This is a genomic window from Mesorhizobium sp. BHscii (assembly GCF_053848065.1).
The window spans coordinates 26,052-47,351 of sequence record NZ_JBSPKW010000011.1 but is presented as its reverse complement, the minus strand read 5'-3'; the positions used below and the strand labels follow the sequence as shown (position 1 = coordinate 47,351).

The window sequence follows — 21,300 nt, the reverse complement described above, 5'->3', positions numbered from 1 at the left end:
ATGACCCTGGACTGGCCGACATTGCTCCCCCTTATCTTCGCCGGCCTGATGGGCCTTGCCATCCTGATCTACGTTATCCTCGACGGCTTCGATCTCGGCATCGGCATCCTGTTCGCGGCCGCTGAAGACGCCGAGCAGGACACGATGATTGCGGCAATAGGCCCGTTCTGGGACGCCAACGAGACCTGGCTGGTGCTGGCGGTCGGCCTGCTGCTGGTTGCCTTCCCGCTGGCGCACGGCACCATCCTCACCGCGCTCTACATTCCGGTCTTCCTGCTCCTTGTCGGCCTGATCCTGCGCGGCGTTGCCTTCGATTTCCGTGCCAAGGTACCGGCCGGCCGGAAGCATCGCTGGAACCGCATCTTCTTCCTGGGCTCGGTCATCGCCTCGCTGGCGCAGGGCTACATGCTGGGGATTTATGTGCTGGGCCTGGATGTCGGCCTCAGCGGCCTGGCCTTCGGCGCTCTTGTGGCGCTCTGCCTTGCCGCCGCCTATGCGGCGATGGGCGCGGCCTGGGTCATCTACAAGACGGAAGGCGAATTGCAGAAGAAGGCGGTGCTATGGCTGCGCCGGGCGCTGGTGCTGACCGCGCTCGGCATGGTCGCCGTCTCGCTGGCCACGCCGCTCGCCAGTCCGCGCATCTTCGACAAATGGTTCGTCTGGCCCGCCATGCTCTATTTGTCGCCGCTGCCGATCCTGTCGGCGGTGCTGTTCGCCTGGCTGTGGCGGCAGACCTTCCACCTGCCTAAAGCAGACGACCGCCACGCGCTGACGCCGTTCTTGACACTGGCCGCCATCTTCACGCTGGGCTTTGCCGGGCTCGCCTGGTCGTTCTATCCCTTCGTTGTGCCCGACAGGCTGACCATCTGGCAGGCGGCGTCCGCGCCTGAAAGCCTCGCCATAATCCTGGCCGGCACGGTGGTCGTGCTGCCGGTCATCATTTTCTATTCGTTTTATGCCTACCGCGTGTTCGGCGGCAAGGCGACGGATCTGACCTACGACTGACAGGCAACCGCCGCACTGCACAATATTTAGGCGGCCTGCCAGTCGAGCGGCATTAGGTCGTGAAGAAAGCCTTCCCCGATCCTATTGAGAAAGCCCGATTCGAGCCGATTTCGATGGTTTGGCATGCCTGTTGCTTTGCCCTGACGACGAATGGGTTTTGCTCAGTCAAAGGGGAAAATAATGAACCGTCGCAATATGTGCATGCTGGCCTTCGCCGCCGTGGCTGGAATCGCCATGGCTCCGTTTCCGCAGGCGCGGGCTGACGCCTTGAGCGACATTGGGGGGCGGGGCATCATCCGCATCGCGGTGCCACAGGATTTCCCGCCCTTCGGCAGTGTCGGTGCCGACATGACGCCGCAAGGCTACGACATCGATATCGCCAATCTGATTGGCGAAAAGCTCGGCGCCAAGGTCGAGATCGTCCCGGTCACCAGCACCAACCGCATTCCCTATCTTCAGACCAACAAGGTCGACCTGGTCATTTCCAGCCTCGGCAAGAATCCCGATCGCGAGAAGGTCATCGACTTTTCCGAAGCCTACGCCCCCTTCTACAATGGCGTGTTCGCTCCGGCGGATGTCGCGGTCGCGAAGGCGGAAGACCTCGCCGGCAAGACCGTTGGCGTCACCCGCGGCGCGATCGAAGATCTCGAACTGACCAAGGTCGTGCCCGCGAGCGTCGAGATCAAGCGCTACGAGGACAATAACGGCACTATTTCCGCTTTCCTTTCGGGCCAGGTCGAGGTGATCGCGACCGGGAATGTCGTCGCCGCCGCCATCCTCGAAAAGAACCCGCCCAAGCGGCCGGAGCTCAAATTCCTGATCAAGAATTCGCCTTGCTACATCGGCATGAACAAGGAAGAGCCGGCGTTGATGGCCAAGATCAACGGCATCATCGCCGCTGCCAGGTCCGATGGCGCCCTCAACGCAATTTCGCAAAAATGGCTGAAGGTCGACCTGCCGGCTGACCTGTGATCGCCGCCCGCCGCGTGTGGCTTAGAGCATTTTGCAGCCAAATGGAACCATTTGGCGTCCGCATAAATGCGGCAAAACAAACGGTTAGAGCGAGTTACCGGTTCCAAGAGAACCGGAACCGCTCTAGGTCAGATAGCACGCCATGACCTATCAGTTCGATTTCGGCTGGCTGATCGGTTCTCTGCCGGTGCTGCTCAAGGGCATCCGGATCACCGTGCAGCTCATCGTGATCGGCGCGGTGTTCGGCGTGGCCCTTGGCATTGCCTGCGCCTGGGTGCGGGCGCTGGGGCCGAAATGGCTAAAACCCGTCGTCGCGACCTATGTCGAGCTGATCCGCAACACGCCCTTCCTCATCCAGCTGTTCTTCATCTTCTTCGGGCTGCCGTCGCTTGGCATCAGGATGTCGGAACTGACCGCCGCCAACCTCGCCATGATCGTCAATCTCGGCGCCTACAGCTGCGAAATCATCCGCGCCGGCATCCAGGCCACGCCACGCGGCCAGTTCGAAGCCGGCGCGAGCCTCGCCATGACGCCGTTCCAGAGCTTCTGGTATGTGGTTCTGGTCCCGGCGCTGCAGCGCATCTGGCCTGCGCTGTCATCGCAGATCGTCATCGTCATGCTGGGTTCGGCCGTCGTTTCGCAGATTGCCGCCGAGGACCTGACCTTTGCAGCCAACTTTATCCAGTCGCGCAATTTCAGGGCCTTCGAAACCTACATCGTCTCGACCCTGATCTACCTGGCCCTCGCCATCCTGCTGCGCCAGCTGCTGGCCGGCCTGGGCTGGATGCTGTTTCCAAGGAAGGCGTCGCGATGAGACAGGCGCCATGACCGAGTTCAGCTTCTGGGACATCCTACGCAACCTGCTTCTGGCCGCCCGCTGGACCGTTGTCCTCTCGCTGGTTTCCTTCATCGGTGGCGGCATCGTCGGTGCGGCCCTGCTTTTCCTGCGCATCGGCGGCCGGCAGTGGCTGCGGCTGCTGTCACGCGGCTACATCCAGCTGTTCCAGGGCACGCCGCTCCTGATGCAGCTTTTTCTCGCTTTCTTCGGCCTTGGCCTGTTCGGCATCGACGTTCCCGCCTGGCTTGCCGCCTGTGTCGCGCTCATCCTGTGGACCGCCGCCTTCCTCGCCGAAATCTGGCGCGGCTGCGTCGAGAGCATCGCCAAGGGTCAATGGGAGGCGTCCGCCAGCCTCGGCATGGGTTATCTCCAACAGATGCGCTACGTCATCCTGCCGCAGGCGCTGAAAGTGGCGGTGCCGCCGACCGTCGGCTTCTCGGTGCAGGTGGTGAAAGGCACCGCGCTCACCTCCATCATCGGCTTCGTCGAATTGTCGAAGGCCGGTTCGATCGTCACCAACGCGACGTTCCAGCCGTTCACCGTCTATGGTCTGGTCGCGCTCATCTACTTCGCTTTGTGCTGGCCGCTGTCGAAATCGAGCCAGCTCCTGGAAAGGAAGCTCAATGTCGCTCATCGCAATCACTGAGGTGAAGAAGCGCTTCGGCGACAACGAGGTGCTGAAGGGGATTTCCATCGACATCGCGCCGGGCGAGGTCGTCGCCATCATCGGCAAGAGCGGTTCGGGCAAGTCGACGCTGCTGCGCTGCATCAACGGGCTGGAGACCATCGACGAAGGCTCGATCGTCGTCGCCGGCGCCCAGTTCCTGCCCGACGAGGTGCATCTCAAGGCGCTGCGCCTGAAGGTCGGCATGATTTTTCAGCAGTTCAATCTGTTCCCGCATCTCACCGCTGGCGGCAACGTCATGCTGTCGCAGATGGTGGTGAAGAAGACGCCGAAAAAGGACGCCGAAGCGGTCGCGCGAAAAATGCTCGACCGCGTCGGTCTCGCCCACAAGTTCGACGCCTTGCCGGACGAATTGTCCGGCGGCCAGCAGCAGCGCGTGGCCATCGCCCGGGCGCTCGCCATGCAGCCCATCGCGCTCCTATGCGACGAGATCACCTCGGCGCTCGACCCCGAACTCGTTGCCGAAGTGCTTGGTGTCGTCAGGGAATTGGCCGCGGAAGGGATGACGCTGGTGATGGTCACCCATGAGATGCGCTTCGCCCGCGACGTCTGCTCGCGCGTCGTGTTCATGCATCAGGGCCGCGTCCACGAGATCGGCGCCCCCGAGGACGTCTTCGCCAATCCCAGGACGCCTGAGCTCAGGCAGTTTCTAGGCGTGCAATAAGGTGATGCCGGCCTGCAAACGGCGGCTCCCTGCGCTTCCGGTACTCACGTACCCGAAAGTACGCTCCGTTCCGGTTCTTGGAATCCACCATTTTCGGCTCGGCCTAACCTGAATCTCAACACACCTTACGCCGACGTGCGTCCACTTGGACGCACCAAGTACACGCTGGCAAAAGATCAGCTCTTGTTGGCGGCCAGCACCAGCACCGGTTTTTCGCTGTAAAGGTCTGGGAATAGCGTCTTCAAATTCTCGATTTTGGGCAGGTCGTTGTAGACGATATAGGGGTAGGTCGGGTTCAGCGTCAAAAAATCCTGGTGATAGTCCTCGGCCGGATAGAAGGTTTTCCCGGTCTCCAGCGTGGTCACGATCGGCTCCGGAAACACCTTGGCCTTGTCGAGCTGGGCGATGTAGCTCTCGGCGATCTTCTTCTGGGCGTCGCTTTCGGCAAAGATCGTCGAACGGTATTGGGGGCCGCGGTCCGGACCCTGATAGTTCAGCTGCGTCGGGTTGTGCGCGACCGAGAAATACACTTGCAGCAACTGGCCGTAGGTCACTTTGGACGGCTCGTAGGTGATCTCGACGGCTTCGGCGTGCCCGGTGCGGCCGGTGCCGACCGTCTCGTAGACGGCGGTGTCCTTGTCGCCTCCGGCATAGCCGGACACGGCGCTGGTCACGCCCTTGACGTGCTGGAACACGCCTTGCACGCCCCAGAAGCAGCCGCCGGCGAAGATCGCCTTGGCGGTGCCGGCGGCGGGTTTTTCGTCCATCGCCGGCGGTGGGATCACCACCGCCTTCTCGGCCGAGATTGCCGGCTTCTGCCACAAGGCGGCGCCGGCCGCCGCAAGCATCAGCGCCGCAAGCGCGCCCCTGGCGAAGTTCGTCAATCGTTTCGCGGCGGGTTTTTCAATGCCGGTCATCTCTGATCTCCCATGCATGAGTTTAAGACTATACGACAGATAGGTCCGTCGCGGTTTCACATTGCCGTGCGGCGCGTGCATCGGCCGCGCCCCGTTCCGGACGCGGCCTACTTGGCCGTCCCCATTTCGTTGCAGGTCTTGGTCGCCGCGTCCTTTTTCATCGCGTCGGTTTCCACGGCAGCCTTGTCCATGCAGTCCTTCATCTTTTCGGCCGCCATCGGATCCGCGGGCTTCATCTTTTCGGCCGCCATCGGATCCGCGGGCTTCATCGCTTCGGTCGCTGGTTTCATGGCGCCAGTCGCCATCGCATCGGCCGGCTTCATCGCATCTTCGGCGCGGGCAATGCCGGCGGCAAAAAGCGCCGTCGAGCAAAGCGCGAAGGCAAGTGCCGGCAAGGTCAGGCGATTGGTCATGGGGTCTCCCAGGGTGGTGGCCGCCGGAATGGCGATCACATCGGTTCTTCGCCGCCGCCTGGGCCTTCGTTACAGCCATCACCGCTTCGTGATCGTTCTTGCCTTCACCCACAAGGGAGAAGGCAGTGTCACCTCCGCGCGCTTCGAACTCGCCACCGTCGCCCGCAACAAAAACGCCGCCCGTGGCGACCGGACGGCGTTGAAATGAGATGTATGCGAATGCGCGTCCTCTCTGGACGCGACCTGTCCAGCCTATTGCGTAAGCACTGTTTGCGAAGGCCGCTGGTTGAAGTCGCATTTGCCTGTCACGGTGTAGAAGAAGTCGGCGTTGGACACCGGAGCCGGTACGGGATTGCCGCCATCTTCCCAGGCCTGCTGGCTGGGTTGGCCGCACGGCACGGCGGTGAAGATGTCAACCAGTTTGCCGTTCGCGACTTCAACGCCGTCGATGTACAACCGGTTCGATGTGTTTGCGTCATTCGACTTGAGCTTGTTTGGCCGAGCCGATGGCACGTCCATCTGCAGATACAGCACATCCATCAGGCTGACGTCGATCACCGCGCCGGCGCCATTGGCGGGGTACATGGTGTTGGTGCAGGTGGTCAGGTATCTCTTGTTGCCGCTAACTTGTGTGATCGCCCCGGTAGGCAGGTTGCTGAAACTCAACACCGTCCTGGTTGTGCATTTTTGTTCCTGGACCTTCGTGCTCGTCGATCCATTGACAGTATACACTGTCGACGTGCCGTAGCCTTTCGGATCACCAAAGTTGTTGTAGACATAGGTGATCTTCATCAACGGGTTGATCGCCGTCTCGCCGAATTTCGTGCCATAGAGCGTCATCGTCTTGCCCCAATGGCCCGAGACCAGGTCGACCTTGAACGTGGTCTGCACCAGCGCCGGCCGCTTGCGCACCGCCGACGCGACGCCGATCGGCACCGTGTCGACGTGGGCGATCTGCATGAAATTCGTCGGCATGGCAAAGCGGGCCGAAGCATTGATGCTGGCGGTGCCGTCGGCAGCGAGGACGAAGCTGTCGAGCTTGGCGGTGCCTTGCCCGCTATTGGCCGTAAACGACTCCTGCAGTTTCAACTGACGGTCCGCCAGTGACGTGCTGGTTGGCAGCGTCGTGATCGACAGGGTCGCCGCATCGAGCGCATTCTGCATCGATCCCTTGGTCGCAACGGCTGAGTTGTAGTCGATTGAAAAGCCCAGAGCGGCACACATCGGGATCAGCATGATGGCGAGTATCGGCGCTAAGGAGCCGCTCTCGCAACGGAGAAAATGGCTTCCAGACTGTGGCATTGCTTGGCCCCCCAAACGGTGACAGGTCGTTGCCTGTCACGCAGGGCGCGAACTATGCTCTAATCTGGTGGATCAAAGCTTAACGGTGTTGCGCCCCCCGTCCGGCAGCGCAAACCTCAGCGATTGCTTTGGCCGCACGCCCGGCAGCTTGCCCGGGCAAGCTGCCCCTGCTAAAGCGCGCGGCATGACCACGCCGATCAAGAACATCCGCAATTTCTCCATCGTCGCCCATATCGACCATGGCAAATCCACGCTTGCCGACCGGCTGATCCAGCTGACCGGCGGGCTGGAGCTGCGCGACATGAAGGAGCAGGTGCTGGACTCGATGGATATCGAGCGCGAGCGCGGCATCACCATCAAGGCTCAGACGGTGCGGCTGAAATACCGCGCCAACAATGGCGAGGACTATATCCTCAATTTGATCGACACGCCCGGCCATGTCGACTTCGCCTACGAAGTGTCGCGGTCGCTCGCCGCCTGCGAAGGCTCGCTGCTGGTCGTCGATGCCTCTCAAGGCGTCGAGGCGCAGACGCTGGCCAATGTCTACCAGGCCATCGACAACAACCACGAGATCGTCGTGGTGCTGAACAAGGTCGACCTGCCGGCCGCCGAGCCCGAGCGCATCCGCGAGCAGGTCGAGGAGGTGATCGGCATCGATGCCTCGAACGCCGTGCTGATCTCGGCCAAGACCGGGCTCGGCATTCCCGACGTGCTGGAGGCGATCGTCAATGATTTGCCGCCGCCGCGCGAGGGCGACATCGCAGCACCGCTGAAGGCGATGCTGGTCGACTCCTGGTACGACGCGTATCTCGGCGTCATCGTGCTGGTCCGCATCATCGACGGCGTGCTGAAGAAGGGCCAGACCATCCGCATGATGGGCACCGGCGCCAAGTACCTGGTCGAGCGCACCGGCGTCTTCACCCCTGCCCGCATCAATGTCGACGAGCTCGGCCCCGGCGAGTTCGGCTTCTTCACCGGCTCGATCAAGGAAGTCGCCGATACTCGCGTCGGCGACACCATCACCGAGGACAAGCGCCAGACGGCACAGGCCCTGCCCGGCTTCAAGCCGGCGCAGCCGGTGGTGTTCTGCGGCCTGTTCCCGGTCGACGCCGCCGATTTCGAGGATCTGCGCGCCGCAGTCGGCAAGCTGCGCCTCAACGACGCTTCTTTCTCTTATGAGATGGAAACCAGCGCCGCGCTCGGCTTCGGCTATCGCTGCGGCTTCCTCGGCCTCTTGCATCTGGAAATCATCCAGGAGCGGCTGGAGCGCGAGTTCAACCTCGACCTCATCGCCACCGCACCATCGGTTGTCTACCGCTTGGCTCTCAATGACGGCACGACGAAGGAACTGCACAACCCGGCCGACATGCCCGACGTGGTCAAGATATCGGCCATCGAGGAGCCGTGGATCCGCGCCACCATCCTCACCCCGGACGAGTATCTCGGCGGCATCCTGAAACTCTGCCAGGACCGGCGCGGCATCCAGGCGGACCTATCCTATGTCGGCAAGCGCGCCATGCTGACTTACGATTTGCCGCTCAACGAGGTCGTCTTCGACTTCTACGACCGGCTGAAGTCGATCTCCAAGGGCTACGCCTCCTTCGATTATCATTTGACCGACTACCGCGAGGGCGACCTGGTGAAAATGTCGATCCTGGTCAACGAGGAGCCTGTCGACGCGCTGTCCATGCTGGTCCACCGTACGGCGGCGGAAAAGCGCGGCCGGCAGATGTGCGAGAAGCTGAAGGAGCTGATCCCGCACCATTTGTTCAAGATCCCGATCCAGGCTGCGATCGGCGGCAAGGTCATCGCCCGGGAAACGATCTCGGCGCTGCGCAAGGACGTCACCGCCAAATGCTACGGCGGCGACGTCTCACGTAAGCGCAAGCTGCTCGACAAGCAGAAAGAGGGCAAGAAGCGGATGCGCCAATTCGGCAAGGTGGATATCCCGCAGGAGGCGTTTATCCAGGCGCTGAAGATGGGGGATTGAGGGCGCTACCTAACCGACATCACCAGAGCCTTGGAACTCATCCGATGACGCTGACTGGACGGCCTCGGTGTCGCGGATTCCCCGGGAACATACAATAGCATATTCGCACGTTGGAGCTGCTTGGTCTTCGGGGCCCATTAGACGCTTTCCATGCTGAAAAACACAGTCCCATCGCCGCCCGTGGCAAAGCCGCTGTAGCCATTCTGAATAAAATTTGTGCTGCCGTCGGGCTCCGTCGCTCAAAATTCGCAATGGCGCCATCGGAAGCATTTAACTGCGCAGCGGCATTGCTTATCCGTTGGAGGACGCCCCGCCCTGCGCTATCCTCTCGGCTTGGGGAGACATGACATGCGCTCCACTCCGGATTTCGCCATTGGCGGCATCTTCGGCCTTGCCGGAACCTTCGCGGCAAGCGCTCCACTCCGAGAAACGCTCTGGACGATCGACGGCGTGGCGCTCGTAATCGCGACGGCGCTGTTGACGATGAAGTATCAGCGGCTGGGCAATGACTGCATCGCGGCCGGGGTCCTGACCTTCCTCGCCGGCGAGGGCCTGCTGCTGGCAGGCAATGCGGCGGGGCTTGAGGCCAGCGTTCCCTCCTATGTCGGCGGCATCTCGCTCTGGGCGGCGGCGCTGATCATGGTAAGCGTGCCGAGCACTTTTGCGCTGTGGATGCGGCTCACCGCTGTTATCGCGGCTTTGCTGTTCGTCGTGTCGGCTTGCATAATCCTCTGGGGTGCGCCCTTGCTGCCGACGTCGTCGCCCTTGCCCGCCGCCGGCTATCCCTTCCTGGTCCTCACCTTCGTCGGCTGGATCTGGACCCTGCTGAAGCCCGAACGGTGAGCGGGAAAAAAATGTCTACCCCGCTCGAAATCCGCAACAGCGCGACGGGCAAGATCTTCCCGGCCATCGGGCCGTTCCTGATCGGCGCGATCTTCGCTGTCGGCGCGCTGCAGGGGCTGGCGGCGGGCGCGGCTGGCGGGTGGGTGCTGGTGATCGTGCTTCTGGCGCTCGGTTGCCTGGCGCTCGGCTTCTTCATCGCGCGCGGCGCCTTCGACAAATCGGTCAAGGTCGTGCTCGACGACAAGGGCTTTCGCGACCGCCGCGCCGGCGACGTGCTGGTGCCTTGGCAGAATGTGCGCAGCGTGCGGCTCGCCTCCGGCGGCAAGGGTGCGGCGATGCTCAATTTCGAGCTGACCGGGGAGCCGCCCGAGGAGATCAAATACGCACCGGCCAATGCGCTCGGCCGGATGCTGCCCTTCGGCAAGAACATCGTGCACATGGAAATCTCCTCGCTCGACGTCCAGGGGCAGGACATGATCGCGGCGATCCGGCGGCTGGCGCCGCATGTGGCGGTGGAGGGGTAAAGCGGCTTTTCCCTTCTCCCCTTGTTGTGGGAGAAGGTGTCGCCGAAGGCGACGGATGAGGGGTGTTCCAGAAAACACCAACGCCTCATTCCGTCCAGCACCCCTCAACCGTCTCGGCGCTGCGCGCCGATCCACCTTCTCCCACAACAAGGGGAGAAGGGAAAACCCAGCGTCCCCCTTCCACCGCTCCGCGCATCATGCCATGTTCCCCTCGCGGCCGGGCAGGCCGTTTCGTTCCGGGGGGAATCATCCATGTGTCTTAACACTTCCGCGCGGCGCATTGCCGTCGCGTTTTTTCTTGCCGCCTTGTTTGCGCCCGTCGCTCATGCCGGCGACGTCACTTTCGAGATCAGGAACAGCCATCCCAACGCCATGCGCGTCGAGCTCTACAGCCAGGACCGCGACCATATCTGGCCGGGCAACCGATCAGGATTATTATCTCAACGACGGCGAGACCAAGTCGATCCCGCTGTCCTGCAACGATGGCGAATCGATCTGCTACGGCGCCTGGGTCGATGGCGACGAGGGCACCTATTGGGGCGTCGGCCCCGGCAACACCGAAAAATGCGACGATTGCTGCTACACCTGCGACGGCGGCGAGACCGAGGAGATCGATCTGGTGCCGTAGGGCGGTCTCGCCCTATCGCTGAGGGGTGCGCGAAGGATCGCGGCATCAATTCGGCTTGGGTTCCTCGCCCCCACGAAGTGGGGGAGAGGTGGCTCGGCGAAGCCGAGACGGAGAGGGGGAACGGCGCCTTACGAAGCCCCTCTCCGGCCGCTTCGCGGCCACCTCTCCCCCGCTCCGCAGGGGCGAGGAACCCAAGTATTGCGACGCTGGCGGGGACAGCGCCCCCCTCTGGCCTGCCGGCCATCTCCCCCAACGGGGGGAGATCGGAACTCCATCGTGGCCCAGCGCTCGCAGCTTTATCCGCCGTTCCGTATCGGCTAAGGGGCGGGGAACAAAATTTCCGGACCGCTGCCAGAATATGACCGCCAAGACCAAATCCTCACCGTTGTTCCTCGGCATCGACACCGGCGGCACCTATACCGATGCCGTGCTGTGGTCGGAAGCCGGCGGCCCTAACGGCAAAGTCCTGGCCAAGGCCAAGGCGCTGACCACCCGCCACGATCTGGCGGTCGGTATTTCGGGCGCGGTCGACGCGGTGTTGCAGAAAGCCGGCACCGATCCTGCAGCGATAAAATTGGTGTCGATGTCGACGACGCTTGCCACCAACGCGCTGGTCGAGGGCCAGGGCGGCCGCGTGGCGCTGGTGATGATCGGCTTTTCCGAAGGCGATCTTGCCCGCGACGGGCTGAAGGCGGCACTCGGCAGCGACCCGGTCGTGTTCTGCCCCGGCGGCCACGATGTGCATGGCAATGCGGCAAAGCTCGACCTGTCCGGGCTGGAGGCGGCACTGCCGGAACTCGGCGCCTCGGTGTCCGGCTTTGCCGTCTGCGCCTATTTCGCCACCCGCAACCCGGCGCATGAGCTCGCCGCCCGCGAACTCATCCGCGAAAAAACCGGCCTGCCGGTCACCGCCAGTCACGAGCTGTCGGCCAAGCTCGGCGGCCCGCGCCGGGCGCTGACGACGCTGCTCAACGCCCGGCTGATCTCGATGATCGACCGGCTGGTGGCGGCGACCGAAGGCTTTCTCGCCGCGCGCGGCATCGCCGCCCCCTTGATGGTGGTGCGTGGCGATGGCGCCCTGGTCTCGGCCGCCTTTGCCCGCCAGCGGCCGATCGAGACGATCCTGTCCGGGCCGGCCGCCAGCCTGGTCGGCGCCCGCCACATGACCGGCCTCGACGATGCCGTGGTATCGGACATCGGCGGCACCACCACCGACGTCGCCGTGCTCGACAAGGGCCGTCCCAGGCTCGATCCGGAAGGGGCCACCGTCGGTGGCTTCCGCACCATGGTCGAGGCGGTGGCCATGCGCACTTTTGGGCTTGGCGGCGATTCCGAAGTGGCGCTGGAGGACGGCGTGCTCAGCCCGAAAATCCTGCTCGGGCCGCGCCGCCTGGTGCCGCTGGCGCTGGCCGGCATGGTGCATGGCGAAGCCGTCACCTCAGAATTGGAGCGCCAACTGCGGGCGCCGAACCCCGGCCGCATGGATGGCCGCTTCGCCGTGCGCACCGGCGTGCCGGAGCGGCTCGCCGCCGGCCTCACCGCTCCGGAAGCGAGGCTGTACGAGGCGATCGGCAGCGTGCCGCTCGCCCTCGACAGGCTGCTCACCTCGAACGCCCAGAACGCCACCTTGAACCGGCTGGTGTCGCGCGGCCTGGTGCACATTTCGGGCTTCACGCCTTCGGATGCCGCCCATGTGCTGGGCAAGCAGGCCAACTGGGATGCCGCCACCGCGAGGCTCGGCGCCGAACTGTTCGCCCGCAAGCGCGACGGCCGCGGCCAGTTCATCGCCGCGACGCCGGAGGCGATCTCCGAGCGGGTGCTGGTGACGCTGACGCGCTGGTCGGCGGAAGTCATCCTCGAAACCGCCTTTGCCGAGGACGGGCTCGACGGCGCCGCGACCGTGGCGCATGCGCTGGTCCAGCGCGCCGTCGACGCGCATCCCGGCATCGCCCGGCTCAGCGTCGCGCTCGACCGTCCGGTCATCGGCCTCGGCGCCTCGGCGCCGCTGCACTATGCCGGCCTGGCCGAGCTGGTCGGCAATGGCTGCGTAGTGCCTGAGGATACTGACGTCGCCAATGCGCTCGGCGCCGTCGTCGGTCAGGTCAGGGTCTCGGCGGAGGCGCGGGTCAGCCAGCCCAAGGAGGGGCTGTTTCGCGTCGCGTCAGGCGAAACCGTGCGCGATTTTGTCGACGAGGCGGCGGCGATCGCCGCGGCGGAGACCGATGTGCGCGCGATTGCCGCCGGGCGGGCCAGGGACGCCGGCACCGACAGCGCCGAGATCGAAATCGCCAGCGAATTCCGCGTCTCCACCGTCGAGGGTCAGCGCATGTTCATCGAGGCGCATGTGGTGGCGGTGGCGTCCGGCAGGCCAAGGATTGCGGTTTGAGCGCGACAGGCCAGAGGGCGAGCTGTGAATCGCGGCATCACTCCAGCTTGGGTTCCTCGCCCCACAAAATGGGGGAGAGGTGGCTCGGCGAAGCCGAGACGGAGAGGGGGACTGCGCCTTACGAAAGCCCCCTCTCCGGCCGCTTCGCGGCCACCTCTCCCCCGCCCTGCGGGGGCGAGGAACCCAGGTCTTGAAACAGCGTAAAATATCCTCCTTCACCCTAAGCTGAATTGACCCTGCCACCCTGACATGCCAAAGCGCGCAAAGCCTTTCGTCTGGAGAACCTCCGATGACCGATCGCGTCGAAATCGCTGGATTGCGGATTGCCCGCGAGCTTTATGATTTCGTCGTGAACGAGGCGCTGCGGGGCACCGGCATTGCAGCCAACGCGTTGTGGACCGGCTTTGCGGCCATCGTGCACGATCTTTCGCCGAAGAACCGGGCGCTGCTCGAAAAGCGCGACGCCCTGCAGGACCAGATCGACCGCTGGTATCGCGACAATGGCGCGCCCAGCGACATGGAAGCCTACAAGGATTTCCTCAAGGAGATCGGCTATCTCGTGCCGGAAGGGCCGCCCTTCTCCGTCGCGACCGAAAATGTCGACCCGGAAATATCGGTGGTCGCCGGGCCGCAGCTGGTGGTGCCGGTGATGAACGCGCGCTACGCGCTCAACGCCGCCAATGCGCGCTGGGGCTCGCTCTACGACGCGCTCTACGGCACCGACGCCATTCCCGAGACCGACGGCGCCGAGAGGGGAAGGAGCTTCAACCCGACGCGTGGCGTCAAGGTCATTGCCTGGGCCAAGAATTTCCTCGATGAGTCGGTGCCGCTGACGACAGGCAAATGGGCTGGGGTGAACGGGCTTTCGGTTGCCAACGGCATGTTGCGGCTGGGCGAGGGCGCCGGCGCCACCACGCTCGCCGATCCCAGGCAGTTCGTCGGCTATCGCGGCGACGCCGCCGATCCCGAAGCTGTCCTGCTCACCAGGAATGGCCTGCATATTGAAATCGTCATCGATCGCGCCAATCAGATCGGCCGGACCGATGCAGCCGGCATTGCCGATGTCATCCTGGAATCGGCGCTGACCACCATTCAGGACTGCGAGGATTCGGTCGCCGCGGTCGATGCGCAGGACAAGGTCGTGGTCTACCGCAACTGGCTCGGCCTGATGAAGGGCGACCTTGCCGAGGAGATCACCAAGGGCGGCAAGACCTTTACGCGAAAACTCAATCCCGACCGGTCGTATACCGCGCCTGATGGCGGCACGCTGACCCTGCCCGGCCGCTCGCTGATGCTGGTCAGGAATGTCGGCCACCTCATGACCAATCCGGCGATCTCTGACCGCGACGGCAACGAGGTGCCGGAAGGCATCATGGATGCGGCGATGACGGCGCTGATCGCGCTGCACGATGTCGGGCCGAACGGACGCCGCGCCAATTCCCGCGCGGGCTCGATGTATATCGTAAAGCCCAAGACGCACGGGCCGGAGGAAGTCGCCTTCGCCGTCGAGATTTTTGGCCGCGTCGAGGCGCTGCTCGGCATGGCCGAAAATACCATCAAGATGGGCATCATGGACGAGGAGCGGCGCACCACCGTCAACCTCAAAGAGGCGATCCGCGCCGCCAAAGACCGCGTCGTCTTCATCAACACCGGTTTTCTCGACCGCACCGGCGACGAGATCCACACCTCGATGGAAGCCGGCCCGATGATCCGCAAGGGCGACATGAAGCAGGCCGCCTGGATTGCCGCCTACGAAGCCTGGAACGTCGACACCGGGCTGGAATGCGGGCTGGCCGGCCACGCCCAGATCGGCAAGGGCATGTGGGCGATGCCCGATCTTATGGCGGCGATGCTGGCGGAAAAGATCGCTCATCCCAAGGCCGGCGCCAACACCGCCTGGGTGCCGTCGCCGACGGCGGCGACGCTGCACGCCACCCACTACCACAAGGTCGATGTCCCTGCCGTCCAAGTGGCGCTGAAAAGTCGGCCCAAGGCAAAGCTCGACGACATCCTGTCCGTGCCGGTCGCGGCGCGGCCGAACTGGTCTCAAGAAGAAATCCAGAAGGAGCTCGACAACAACGCGCAAGGCATTCTGGGCTATGTCGTTCGTTGGATCGACCGAGGCGTCGGCTGCTCGAAAGTGCCTGACATCAATGACGTTGGCCTGATGGAGGACCGCGCCACGCTGCGTATCTCCTCGCAGCATATCGCCAACTGGCTGCACCATGGCGTGTGCACCTCAGACCAGGTGATGGAGACGATGAAGCGCATGGCTGGCGTCGTCGACCGCCAGAACGCAGGCGATCCGCTCTACCGGCCGATGGCGCCCGACTTCGACAGGTCCATCGCCTTCCTCGCCGCCTGCGACCTCGTTTTCAAGGGCCGAGTCCAGCCGAACGGCTACACCGAGCCGGTGCTGCACGCACGACGGCTGGAGCTGAAGGCAAAGGAGGGCGCTGGCTGACACGCCGCCGTTGCAAACGTGCTGGCCCCACTCCGGGCGTTTCCAGGTGGTTAGAAATTTTTGCGCCTATTCCTGCTCAGGCCGAAGGCATGTCGCAGCCCGCTCCAGAGCATCTCGGGAAAAAACATGCCGGATGTTCAACACAGAGAAATGCACGGATTAATGCAGCAGAACTTCAGCATGACTCACCCGACAGATATTAGACATTCCTAAAACGTCGTTGTCCCGGTGCATGCGATCTGCTACGATTTTAATCACCGACAAACGGCTCTGGGAGGCCGTGCGTCTGACATCATGCACAAGATCAACTCGAAACCGGAGAACGGCCATGAAACGGCTTCTGACGGTCGCTGCCCTTTTGGCGGCGGGCAGTTTGTTTGCGATTCAAGGCGCAGCCGCCGATGACGCTGCGATGATCAAGAGCGCTGAATCCGCCGCACCCCCCGCTGTAGGAAGCGGCGCTACGATCCACGCCATGGATGCGAAGGGTGCAATGCGCACACTGCGCGAGGGCACAAACGGCTTCTGGTGCATGCCGGACAACCCGGCCACGCCTGGCCCGGATCCAATGTGTGGCGATGCCAACGCGATGGAATGGGCAGTGGCGTGGATGGGAAAAAAGGAACCGCCCAAGGGCAAGGTCGGCTTCATGTATATGCTGTCCGGCGGCACCGATGGCAGCAACACCGATCCTTATGCGACGAAGCCCGAGGCAGGCAACAATTGGGTGGAGACTGGACCGCACGTGATGATCGTCAACGCAACGGATATGATGCACGGCTATCCGACTGACCCCAAACCTGACACGTCCAGGCCATATGTGATGTGGGCGGGCACTCCCTACGCACATCTCATGATCCCGGTTAAGTAGCCGCCGCGGAAATGACTGGCGATTGCGGTCAGGCTGCATAGCGCCGGAATGTCGAATACCTTGCCGGCGCGGGCCGCTTCCGGCCCGCAGGCTGACCGACGCCGATCCGCGCGTATTGTGGGTCAGCTCGTTCCAGGCCCGCTTCGAGCGGCGGCACCTCGCAACCGATGGCGACATGCGCCACGCAAATCGTCAGGCTGGCGGCCGACGGCGTCTGGTTGGCCGACCTGGCGACGATGGTTCTTCCCGACAGGTAGCAACTGCGCGTCGAGCCCCTTGAGATGATCCGGCAGCCCAGCAGAACCGGTGCATAGCCTGCTGACTGCTCGGCGGTCAAGCTTTCCGGCGCCCGAACGTTGCACTCTACGCCGCCTGCGCCATTCGCTCCGAGCTCATGCGGTAGGAAATCGCCTCGGCCAGATGGATGCGGCCGACCGTCTCGCTGGCCTCGAGATCGGCCAGCGTTCGCGCCACTTTCAGCACCCGGTGGTAGGCGCGCGCGGAAAAGCCGAGTTTTTCGCTGGCGTCCCTGAGCAGCGACAGGCCTGATGCATCCGGCATCGCGATTTCCTCGATGACCGAGGGCGAGCAATGCGCGTTGGTGGTGGCAGTGGTCGCGCCGAGCCGCTCGAAACGCTCGCGCTGGATTGTCCGGGCGCGAGCGACGCGCAGCGCCACAGCGGCACTCTTCTCTGCCCGGTCCGGCCGGATCAGATCGCTGGCCGAGACCGCCGGCACCTCGATCCGGAGATCGATGCGGTCGAGCAGCGGGCCGGAAATGCGCGCCTGGTAGTCGGTGCGGCAACGGTCGCCGCGCAGGCAGCGATAGCCCGGCTCGCCGGCCATGCCGCAGCGGCACGGGTTCATCGCCGCGACCAGCTGGATGCGCGCCGGATAGGTGACCCGATGGTTGGCGCGGGCGATCATGCAGTCGCCGGTCTCCAGCGGCTGGCGCAGCGCGTCGAGCGCCTGCGGCGAGAATTCGGGAAACTCGTCGAGGAACAGCACGCCGTGATGGGCAAGCGACGCCTCGCCCGGCCGCACCCGCAGGCCGCCGCCGACCATGGCCGCCATCGAGGCCGAATGGTGCGGGGCGCGGAACGGCCGCCGGTCGGTCAGCTTGCCTTCGCCGAGCTCACCGGCCACCGACGCGATCATCGAGACTTCAAGCAATTCCCTCGGCGCCAGCGGCGGCAGGATCGACGGCAACCGCTGCGCCAGCATCGATTTTCCCGATCCCGGCGGTCCGACCATCAGAATAGTGTGGAATATTAAAAACTTTAATATAGCACACTCATAACAAGATGTGTTACAGGGGCAATTTTGCGTCGGGATCACTAGCGGAATTCAACAGCCTCTTAGTCTTGATCAGCTGCTAGCAATTCACAGTAGACTTCAACACGGACGAGGCCGCCGCCGTCACCAGGACGCAATACATCGCGCGGGCGTGTTGATGACCGTAAGCTTGGCAGGCGTATATCCAGAAGGTGCTTGCGGAGAAGGCTTGATGCCATTGCTGCCTATCTAAACGGCGCTGCCGCGGCGGCTCCAGGTTGGGCCGTTCATACCTTTCAGATGAGACGGCCAGCGATAGAGAGCGATAGAGACTGCCATCAAGAGGTTCAACACACCCGACGATGTCAAAGTCCGACCTATTTCGCGACAGCCATGGCTTCAACCCTTGGCCGTCCTGGGAGTGGCACAGGCCGAGACGCCAATGGAACGAGGGCGAAGTGCGACAGCGGATTAATGTGTGGGTCCTCGTCCGACATTCGGTCGCTCATGGATTTTCGCTACCAAACAAATGTCTCTTGGCTGCGGGACGGCAACGGGACGCACGGCTTACGCTGGGACTTCTGAGAGAAGGCCGGGCGCGCATCTTGCCCGCTTGGTCTCTAAGACCGATTCGGCATTCGCCGCACACCTTGCGGCCAACCACGGGATCGCCGCACCGTGGTAGTTGAATTCCTTGCACGCCCTCCGCCGCGGGCCCCTGAGCACCTGTCTGTAGGTGGAGATGTGTCTAAGCTCGAGAAACCACCGACAAACCCTGCGTCCCTGCGTATAGGCTCGTATCTCGGAACCTGTGGTCGAACGCCATGGCCGACTTCCTTGCCTCGTTGGTTAAATCCAGTTGGCCCGATCACTGCGATCCGCATTTCGCAAAACTGAAATCACTTGTCGCCGTCGTCTTCTCGACAACAATCTTGCATAAAGTCATAAATGTATCGATATTCATCTCGTCGCTTCCCTCACATCTGAAGAATACCTCCGGGATAGTATCTCCATCTTCGAGATCCTCTTCAGGTGTGGAGTGGTCCGCGATAGTGATCTCTGATTGATAAATACCATATGGATATTCATGAACGACTGATACATTGCCTACCCTTAGATCGCTCCCAAACTCCGAGGTTTGAAAATAGCGGAGTCTAAAACGATCGACGACGCGTAGTGGATTAACTCCGAACGTATCAATAAAGTTCTCATCAACAACGCCGTCCATCAACGATACGGTCGGGTCAGGTTTCCAGTCCTTATCGTACTCATGAGATGACCAGCCAAACGACAGCTTGAAATCAAAACGAGAGAAGTAATTATCCACTCCAGGAAACATGGCAACGATGCCACGCTGCTTATCAGATGCAATATTCCAACTATCTGGATATCGAAAGTGGCATTGCTGCCCCCATGGCGCTTGCGCGAGCCGATGCATTATGTCCAGTTCTGTCTCTGGATCGCATCGGACGTTAATCTCGATGGAGTTAGCAACGACCTGATTTAGAATAGGGGAGCAGTCCTTTGCCCGCAAAGTGTCCGCAACCACACTACTGGTCCACATGGTCTGCACGGCCGCAATTGAAACCAGCGACAGGCCGATGTTATACCCAATTGATGAGAACATTAATTTGCTCCCTCGTCAGTAGACACCTAGAGGAGCCGCCGCGACCTTTATTCAGTATCACCCGAGTCACTGTCGCAGGAAGCGGACTGAAAGTCTTTGCTTAGCGTCGTCTTCTCAATTACCGTCTTACACAAACTCTTAAAAGTCATAAGGTTTATCGTCGTATCAGAAAAACAGCTAAACCATACGCCGGGTATCTCGTCGCCTACTCTCGGATATGCATTAACTTGGTCTTCAAACTCCATTTTTGCAGTATAAATGTTAGAACTTTTGGCGACTGATATACTTCCCTTCTGCAGCTCGCTCCCGTCTTCCATTTGGACAAATATTCTAACGTTCATCTTATCAACAACAGCGTCCTCAGCTCCAGCAGCATCGATCAGGAGCTCATAAGGAGCCTCAGCAGCGGCCTGAGCCTCTGGCGAGTTGGCGGCCATTTCGTCTTCTTCGGTCCAGTAAGTACTCCGCAGTCCGAAGCCGACTCCAAAGTCAAAGCGGGAGAAATACGAGGTTCCTGGCGCGGCCATCTCCCAGACCGAATTTGCGCCGTCGAAGGCCGCATACCAGCTTTCAGGTATCGCAAACTGACATTCCTTCCGCCAGGGTTCAGCAGCAAGATCGAGGACTAGCCGTTCCTCTGTCTTCTCATCACAGCGGATGTTGAGAGAGATGCTGTTGGATACGACATTCGCGAAAATTGGCGAACAGTCCCTCGTGACCATCGCGTCAGCGTAGCTTTCGGTTGGAATATACACTGCAGTTCCGAGAAAAGCGCAATACGCCGCCAGAGGCACCTTGAGGGAAATGCGTCTGCAAAGGCCGCTATACGGTCGACAGAAAGGCATCGGTAGTGCTCACGTTCTCGTGTTAAGTGGCTATGAGACAACTCATTTAATGTCGATCTTAATGTCTCCCCCTTCTGTGGATGTCCTATTAATCACGGGCGATTTGTCTCCAGTCGCAATGCTATCGCCAGAGATTATGCTTATGTCGGCCTGAGGAAAGTTGTCCTTAACAACATCTTGGATTGCCCGCTTCACCTCGTCTCTAAAGTCCTCGTCATCGGAAATCGACTCCTCGATGAGACTCTTTGTTGCTTCGAGGCGACCATTGACAAGTTGCAATTGCGCACCTGGGTCCTGCGGGTACGCCGACTTAATTGATGCTATGTCTAGTGGCGATAGCGTGTGATTGTGGCCCGTGTAGCACGCGCTTGCCTCGCCATCCCGAAACATCCAAGCTGGGAAGTAGTAGTGCATTATCGAGTGGGGGTCATACGCCGTTGTTCGGAGTCGTTTAGATTTAACAAGCGTCCCGAGGTTGTGGTCGACTTTAGCCCTGTCCCAGCCGTATCGTTGTTTGAACTCGGGGTATACCGTGTCCCAATCAAACTCTGTGTCGCAGCTTGCCTCGGGACTCTGATGTTCGTGCTGAAGGCTAAGAGCATGACCAATCTCATGCAGTACGGTTCCACGAAATGAGCCCATCTCGGTCACCGAGACTCCCATTGCGTTGCCGCTCTGGATGTTCATCGAAGGCTGGTTAAGATCAACTCTGATAGAGTCTGTTCCGACGTAGGACCAATTTCCGACTGGCTGAAACGAAATACGGATCTGCGAGCCAGCGTCGCTCGAACAACTTCTGAACTGCGGAGTCTGGCCGAAATCTATGCTGAGATTGGCTTCTGTCAGCCATTCGTTCGCTGCTTCGACGAACGCGACCCGGACCGCAGGACTGCTTTGAAAGAAGCAACCTCTGATAACAGAGCCAGCTTGCCATAATTTGAATTGGTCAATCACGCCTTCAACGACGGCGGGGAATAACTGCCCGTTAGAATCGGTGGCCGTTGGAACTTGGGGAGTGAGGAAATTCGGCTGGTCACCTACAGAATGGGGC

Annotated in this window: 19 protein-coding genes and 2 pseudogenes; 13 read left to right on the top strand and 8 right to left on the bottom strand. The window is 61.8% G+C overall.

The features are described 5' to 3' along the window. From ACWTU7_RS16680 to ACWTU7_RS16660, 5 genes are all read left to right on the top strand, one after another. Positions 1-1,005, top strand: coding sequence for a cytochrome d ubiquinol oxidase subunit II (locus ACWTU7_RS16680; RefSeq protein ID WP_455839273.1), 1,005 nt, complete (start codon positions 1-3; stop codon positions 1,003-1,005). 195 nt (positions 1,006-1,200) lie between these two features. Then, positions 1,201-1,977, top strand: a complete 777-nt coding sequence (locus ACWTU7_RS16675; RefSeq protein WP_455839316.1) for a transporter substrate-binding domain-containing protein — start codon at positions 1,201-1,203, stop codon at positions 1,975-1,977. A 142-nt stretch (positions 1,978-2,119) separates the two neighbouring features. Continuing rightward, on the top strand, positions 2,120-2,791 hold the full coding sequence (locus ACWTU7_RS16670; RefSeq protein ID WP_127314159.1) for an amino acid ABC transporter permease: 672 nt from the start codon (positions 2,120-2,122) through the stop codon (positions 2,789-2,791). A 10-nt stretch (positions 2,792-2,801) separates the two neighbouring features. Further along, positions 2,802-3,461, top strand: coding sequence for an amino acid ABC transporter permease (locus ACWTU7_RS16665; protein WP_287152145.1), 660 nt, complete (start codon positions 2,802-2,804; stop codon positions 3,459-3,461). Then, positions 3,439-4,164: an amino acid ABC transporter ATP-binding protein gene (locus ACWTU7_RS16660; protein WP_455839274.1), complete on the top strand. Its 726-nt coding sequence runs from the start codon at positions 3,439-3,441 to the stop codon at positions 4,162-4,164. Before ACWTU7_RS16665 ends, ACWTU7_RS16660 begins: the two co-directional genes overlap by 23 nt. A 176-nt stretch (positions 4,165-4,340) precedes the next feature. Here ACWTU7_RS16660 and msrA read toward each other — a convergent pair whose 3' ends face one another. After that, complete coding sequence (msrA, locus tag ACWTU7_RS16655) at positions 4,341-5,081, bottom strand: peptide-methionine (S)-S-oxide reductase MsrA (protein ID WP_455839275.1); 741 nt, start codon at positions 5,079-5,081, stop codon at positions 4,341-4,343. Between the two features lie 107 nt (positions 5,082-5,188). After that, positions 5,189-5,494: a hypothetical protein gene (locus tag ACWTU7_RS16650; RefSeq protein WP_455839276.1), complete on the bottom strand. Its 306-nt coding sequence runs from the start codon at positions 5,492-5,494 to the stop codon at positions 5,189-5,191. Between ACWTU7_RS16650 and ACWTU7_RS16645 the strand changes: the two genes are divergently transcribed. Beyond that, complete coding sequence (locus ACWTU7_RS16645; RefSeq protein WP_455839277.1) at positions 5,493-5,702, top strand: hypothetical protein; 210 nt, start codon at positions 5,493-5,495, stop codon at positions 5,700-5,702. The genes ACWTU7_RS16650 and ACWTU7_RS16645 overlap by 2 nt on opposite strands. 44 nt (positions 5,703-5,746) lie before the next feature. On the opposite strand, the gene ACWTU7_RS16640 is transcribed toward ACWTU7_RS16645, so the two are convergent. Beyond that, positions 5,747-6,796 carry a TadE/TadG family type IV pilus assembly protein gene (locus ACWTU7_RS16640; RefSeq protein WP_455839278.1) on the bottom strand — a complete coding sequence of 350 codons (1,050 nt, stop codon included), beginning with the start codon at positions 6,794-6,796 and terminating at the stop codon, positions 5,747-5,749. Positions 6,797-6,980: 184 nt separating this feature from the next. Between ACWTU7_RS16640 and lepA the strand changes: the two genes are divergently transcribed. From lepA to ACWTU7_RS16605, 7 genes and pseudogenes are all read left to right on the top strand, one after another. Next, positions 6,981-8,786 (top strand): translation elongation factor 4, encoded by a 1,806-nt coding sequence (gene lepA / locus ACWTU7_RS16635; protein WP_455839279.1) that lies wholly within the window; start codon positions 6,981-6,983, stop codon positions 8,784-8,786. 348 nt (positions 8,787-9,134) lie between these two features. Further along, positions 9,135-9,629 carry a hypothetical protein gene (locus tag ACWTU7_RS16630; RefSeq protein WP_455839280.1) on the top strand — a complete coding sequence of 165 codons (495 nt, stop codon included), beginning with the start codon at positions 9,135-9,137 and terminating at the stop codon, positions 9,627-9,629. Between the two features lie 11 nt (positions 9,630-9,640). Beyond that, positions 9,641-10,153, top strand: coding sequence for a hypothetical protein (locus ACWTU7_RS16625; RefSeq protein ID WP_455839281.1), 513 nt, complete (start codon positions 9,641-9,643; stop codon positions 10,151-10,153). A gap of 252 nt (positions 10,154-10,405) precedes the next feature. Continuing rightward, positions 10,406-10,781, top strand: a pseudogene (locus tag ACWTU7_RS16620) (hypothetical protein). Positions 10,782-11,139: 358 nt separating this feature from the next. Continuing rightward, positions 11,140-13,167, top strand: coding sequence for a hydantoinase/oxoprolinase N-terminal domain-containing protein (locus tag ACWTU7_RS16615; RefSeq protein ID WP_455839282.1), 2,028 nt, complete (start codon positions 11,140-11,142; stop codon positions 13,165-13,167). Between the two features lie 289 nt (positions 13,168-13,456). Next, on the top strand, positions 13,457-15,631 hold the full coding sequence (locus ACWTU7_RS16610) for a malate synthase G (protein WP_455839283.1): 2,175 nt from the start codon (positions 13,457-13,459) through the stop codon (positions 15,629-15,631). Between the two features lie 328 nt (positions 15,632-15,959). Next, positions 15,960-16,502, top strand: a complete 543-nt coding sequence (locus ACWTU7_RS16605; RefSeq protein ID WP_455839284.1) for a hypothetical protein — start codon at positions 15,960-15,962, stop codon at positions 16,500-16,502. Positions 16,503-16,530: 28 nt separating this feature from the next. Here the strand turns inward: ACWTU7_RS16605 and ACWTU7_RS16600 are convergent, their stop codons facing one another. The 5 genes and pseudogenes from ACWTU7_RS16600 to ACWTU7_RS16580 form a co-directional block, all read right to left on the bottom strand. After that, complete coding sequence (locus ACWTU7_RS16600; RefSeq protein WP_455839285.1) at positions 16,531-16,839, bottom strand: hypothetical protein; 309 nt, start codon at positions 16,837-16,839, stop codon at positions 16,531-16,533. Positions 16,840-16,865: 26 nt separating this feature from the next. Further along, a pseudogene (locus ACWTU7_RS16595) lies at positions 16,866-17,768 on the bottom strand (YifB family Mg chelatase-like AAA ATPase); the annotation flags it as partial. 877 nt (positions 17,769-18,645) lie between these two features. Further along, positions 18,646-19,404 carry a hypothetical protein gene (locus ACWTU7_RS16590; RefSeq protein ID WP_455839286.1) on the bottom strand — a complete coding sequence of 253 codons (759 nt, stop codon included), beginning with the start codon at positions 19,402-19,404 and terminating at the stop codon, positions 18,646-18,648. Between the two features lie 47 nt (positions 19,405-19,451). Continuing rightward, entirely contained in the window at positions 19,452-20,159 is a 708-nt protein-coding gene (locus tag ACWTU7_RS16585; RefSeq protein WP_455839287.1) for a hypothetical protein, read from the bottom strand. A gap of 132 nt (positions 20,160-20,291) precedes the next feature. After that, positions 20,292-20,936: a M12 family metallopeptidase gene (locus ACWTU7_RS16580; RefSeq protein WP_455839288.1), complete on the bottom strand. Its 645-nt coding sequence runs from the start codon at positions 20,934-20,936 to the stop codon at positions 20,292-20,294. Positions 20,937-21,300 lie beyond the last annotated feature (364 nt).

Excerpts from the sequence above, each read along its gene's own strand:
- ACWTU7_RS16675 (WP_455839316.1), top strand. The coding sequence starts at position 1,201 with ATGTGCATGCTGGCCTTCGCCGCCGTGGCTGGAATCGCCATGGCTCCG.
- ACWTU7_RS16670 (WP_127314159.1), top strand. The coding sequence starts at position 2,120 with ATGACCTATCAGTTCGATTTCGGCTGGCTGATCGGTTCTCTGCCGGTG.
- ACWTU7_RS16645 (WP_455839277.1), top strand. The coding sequence starts at position 5,493 with ATGGGGTCTCCCAGGGTGGTGGCCGCCGGAATGGCGATCACATCGGTT.
- lepA (WP_455839279.1), top strand. The coding sequence starts at position 6,981 with ATGACCACGCCGATCAAGAACATCCGCAATTTCTCCATCGTCGCCCAT.
- ACWTU7_RS16680 (WP_455839273.1), top strand. The coding sequence starts at position 1 with ATGACCCTGGACTGGCCGACATTGCTCCCCCTTATCTTCGCCGGCCTG.
- ACWTU7_RS16640 (WP_455839278.1), bottom strand. The coding sequence starts at position 6,796 with ATGCCACAGTCTGGAAGCCATTTTCTCCGTTGCGAGAGCGGCTCCTTA.
- ACWTU7_RS16650 (WP_455839276.1), bottom strand. The coding sequence starts at position 5,494 with ATGACCAATCGCCTGACCTTGCCGGCACTTGCCTTCGCGCTTTGCTCG.
- ACWTU7_RS16590 (WP_455839286.1), bottom strand. The coding sequence starts at position 19,404 with ATGTTCTCATCAATTGGGTATAACATCGGCCTGTCGCTGGTTTCAATT.
- ACWTU7_RS16605 (WP_455839284.1), top strand. The coding sequence starts at position 15,960 with ATGAAACGGCTTCTGACGGTCGCTGCCCTTTTGGCGGCGGGCAGTTTG.
- ACWTU7_RS16630 (WP_455839280.1), top strand. The coding sequence starts at position 9,135 with ATGCGCTCCACTCCGGATTTCGCCATTGGCGGCATCTTCGGCCTTGCC.
- ACWTU7_RS16660 (WP_455839274.1), top strand. The coding sequence starts at position 3,439 with ATGTCGCTCATCGCAATCACTGAGGTGAAGAAGCGCTTCGGCGACAAC.
- ACWTU7_RS16580 (WP_455839288.1), bottom strand. The coding sequence starts at position 20,936 with ATGAACATCCAGAGCGGCAACGCAATGGGAGTCTCGGTGACCGAGATG.
- ACWTU7_RS16625 (WP_455839281.1), top strand. The coding sequence starts at position 9,641 with ATGTCTACCCCGCTCGAAATCCGCAACAGCGCGACGGGCAAGATCTTC.
- ACWTU7_RS16610 (WP_455839283.1), top strand. The coding sequence starts at position 13,457 with ATGACCGATCGCGTCGAAATCGCTGGATTGCGGATTGCCCGCGAGCTT.
- msrA (WP_455839275.1), bottom strand. The coding sequence starts at position 5,081 with ATGACCGGCATTGAAAAACCCGCCGCGAAACGATTGACGAACTTCGCC.
- ACWTU7_RS16665 (WP_287152145.1), top strand. The coding sequence starts at position 2,802 with ATGACCGAGTTCAGCTTCTGGGACATCCTACGCAACCTGCTTCTGGCC.
- ACWTU7_RS16615 (WP_455839282.1), top strand. The coding sequence starts at position 11,140 with ATGACCGCCAAGACCAAATCCTCACCGTTGTTCCTCGGCATCGACACC.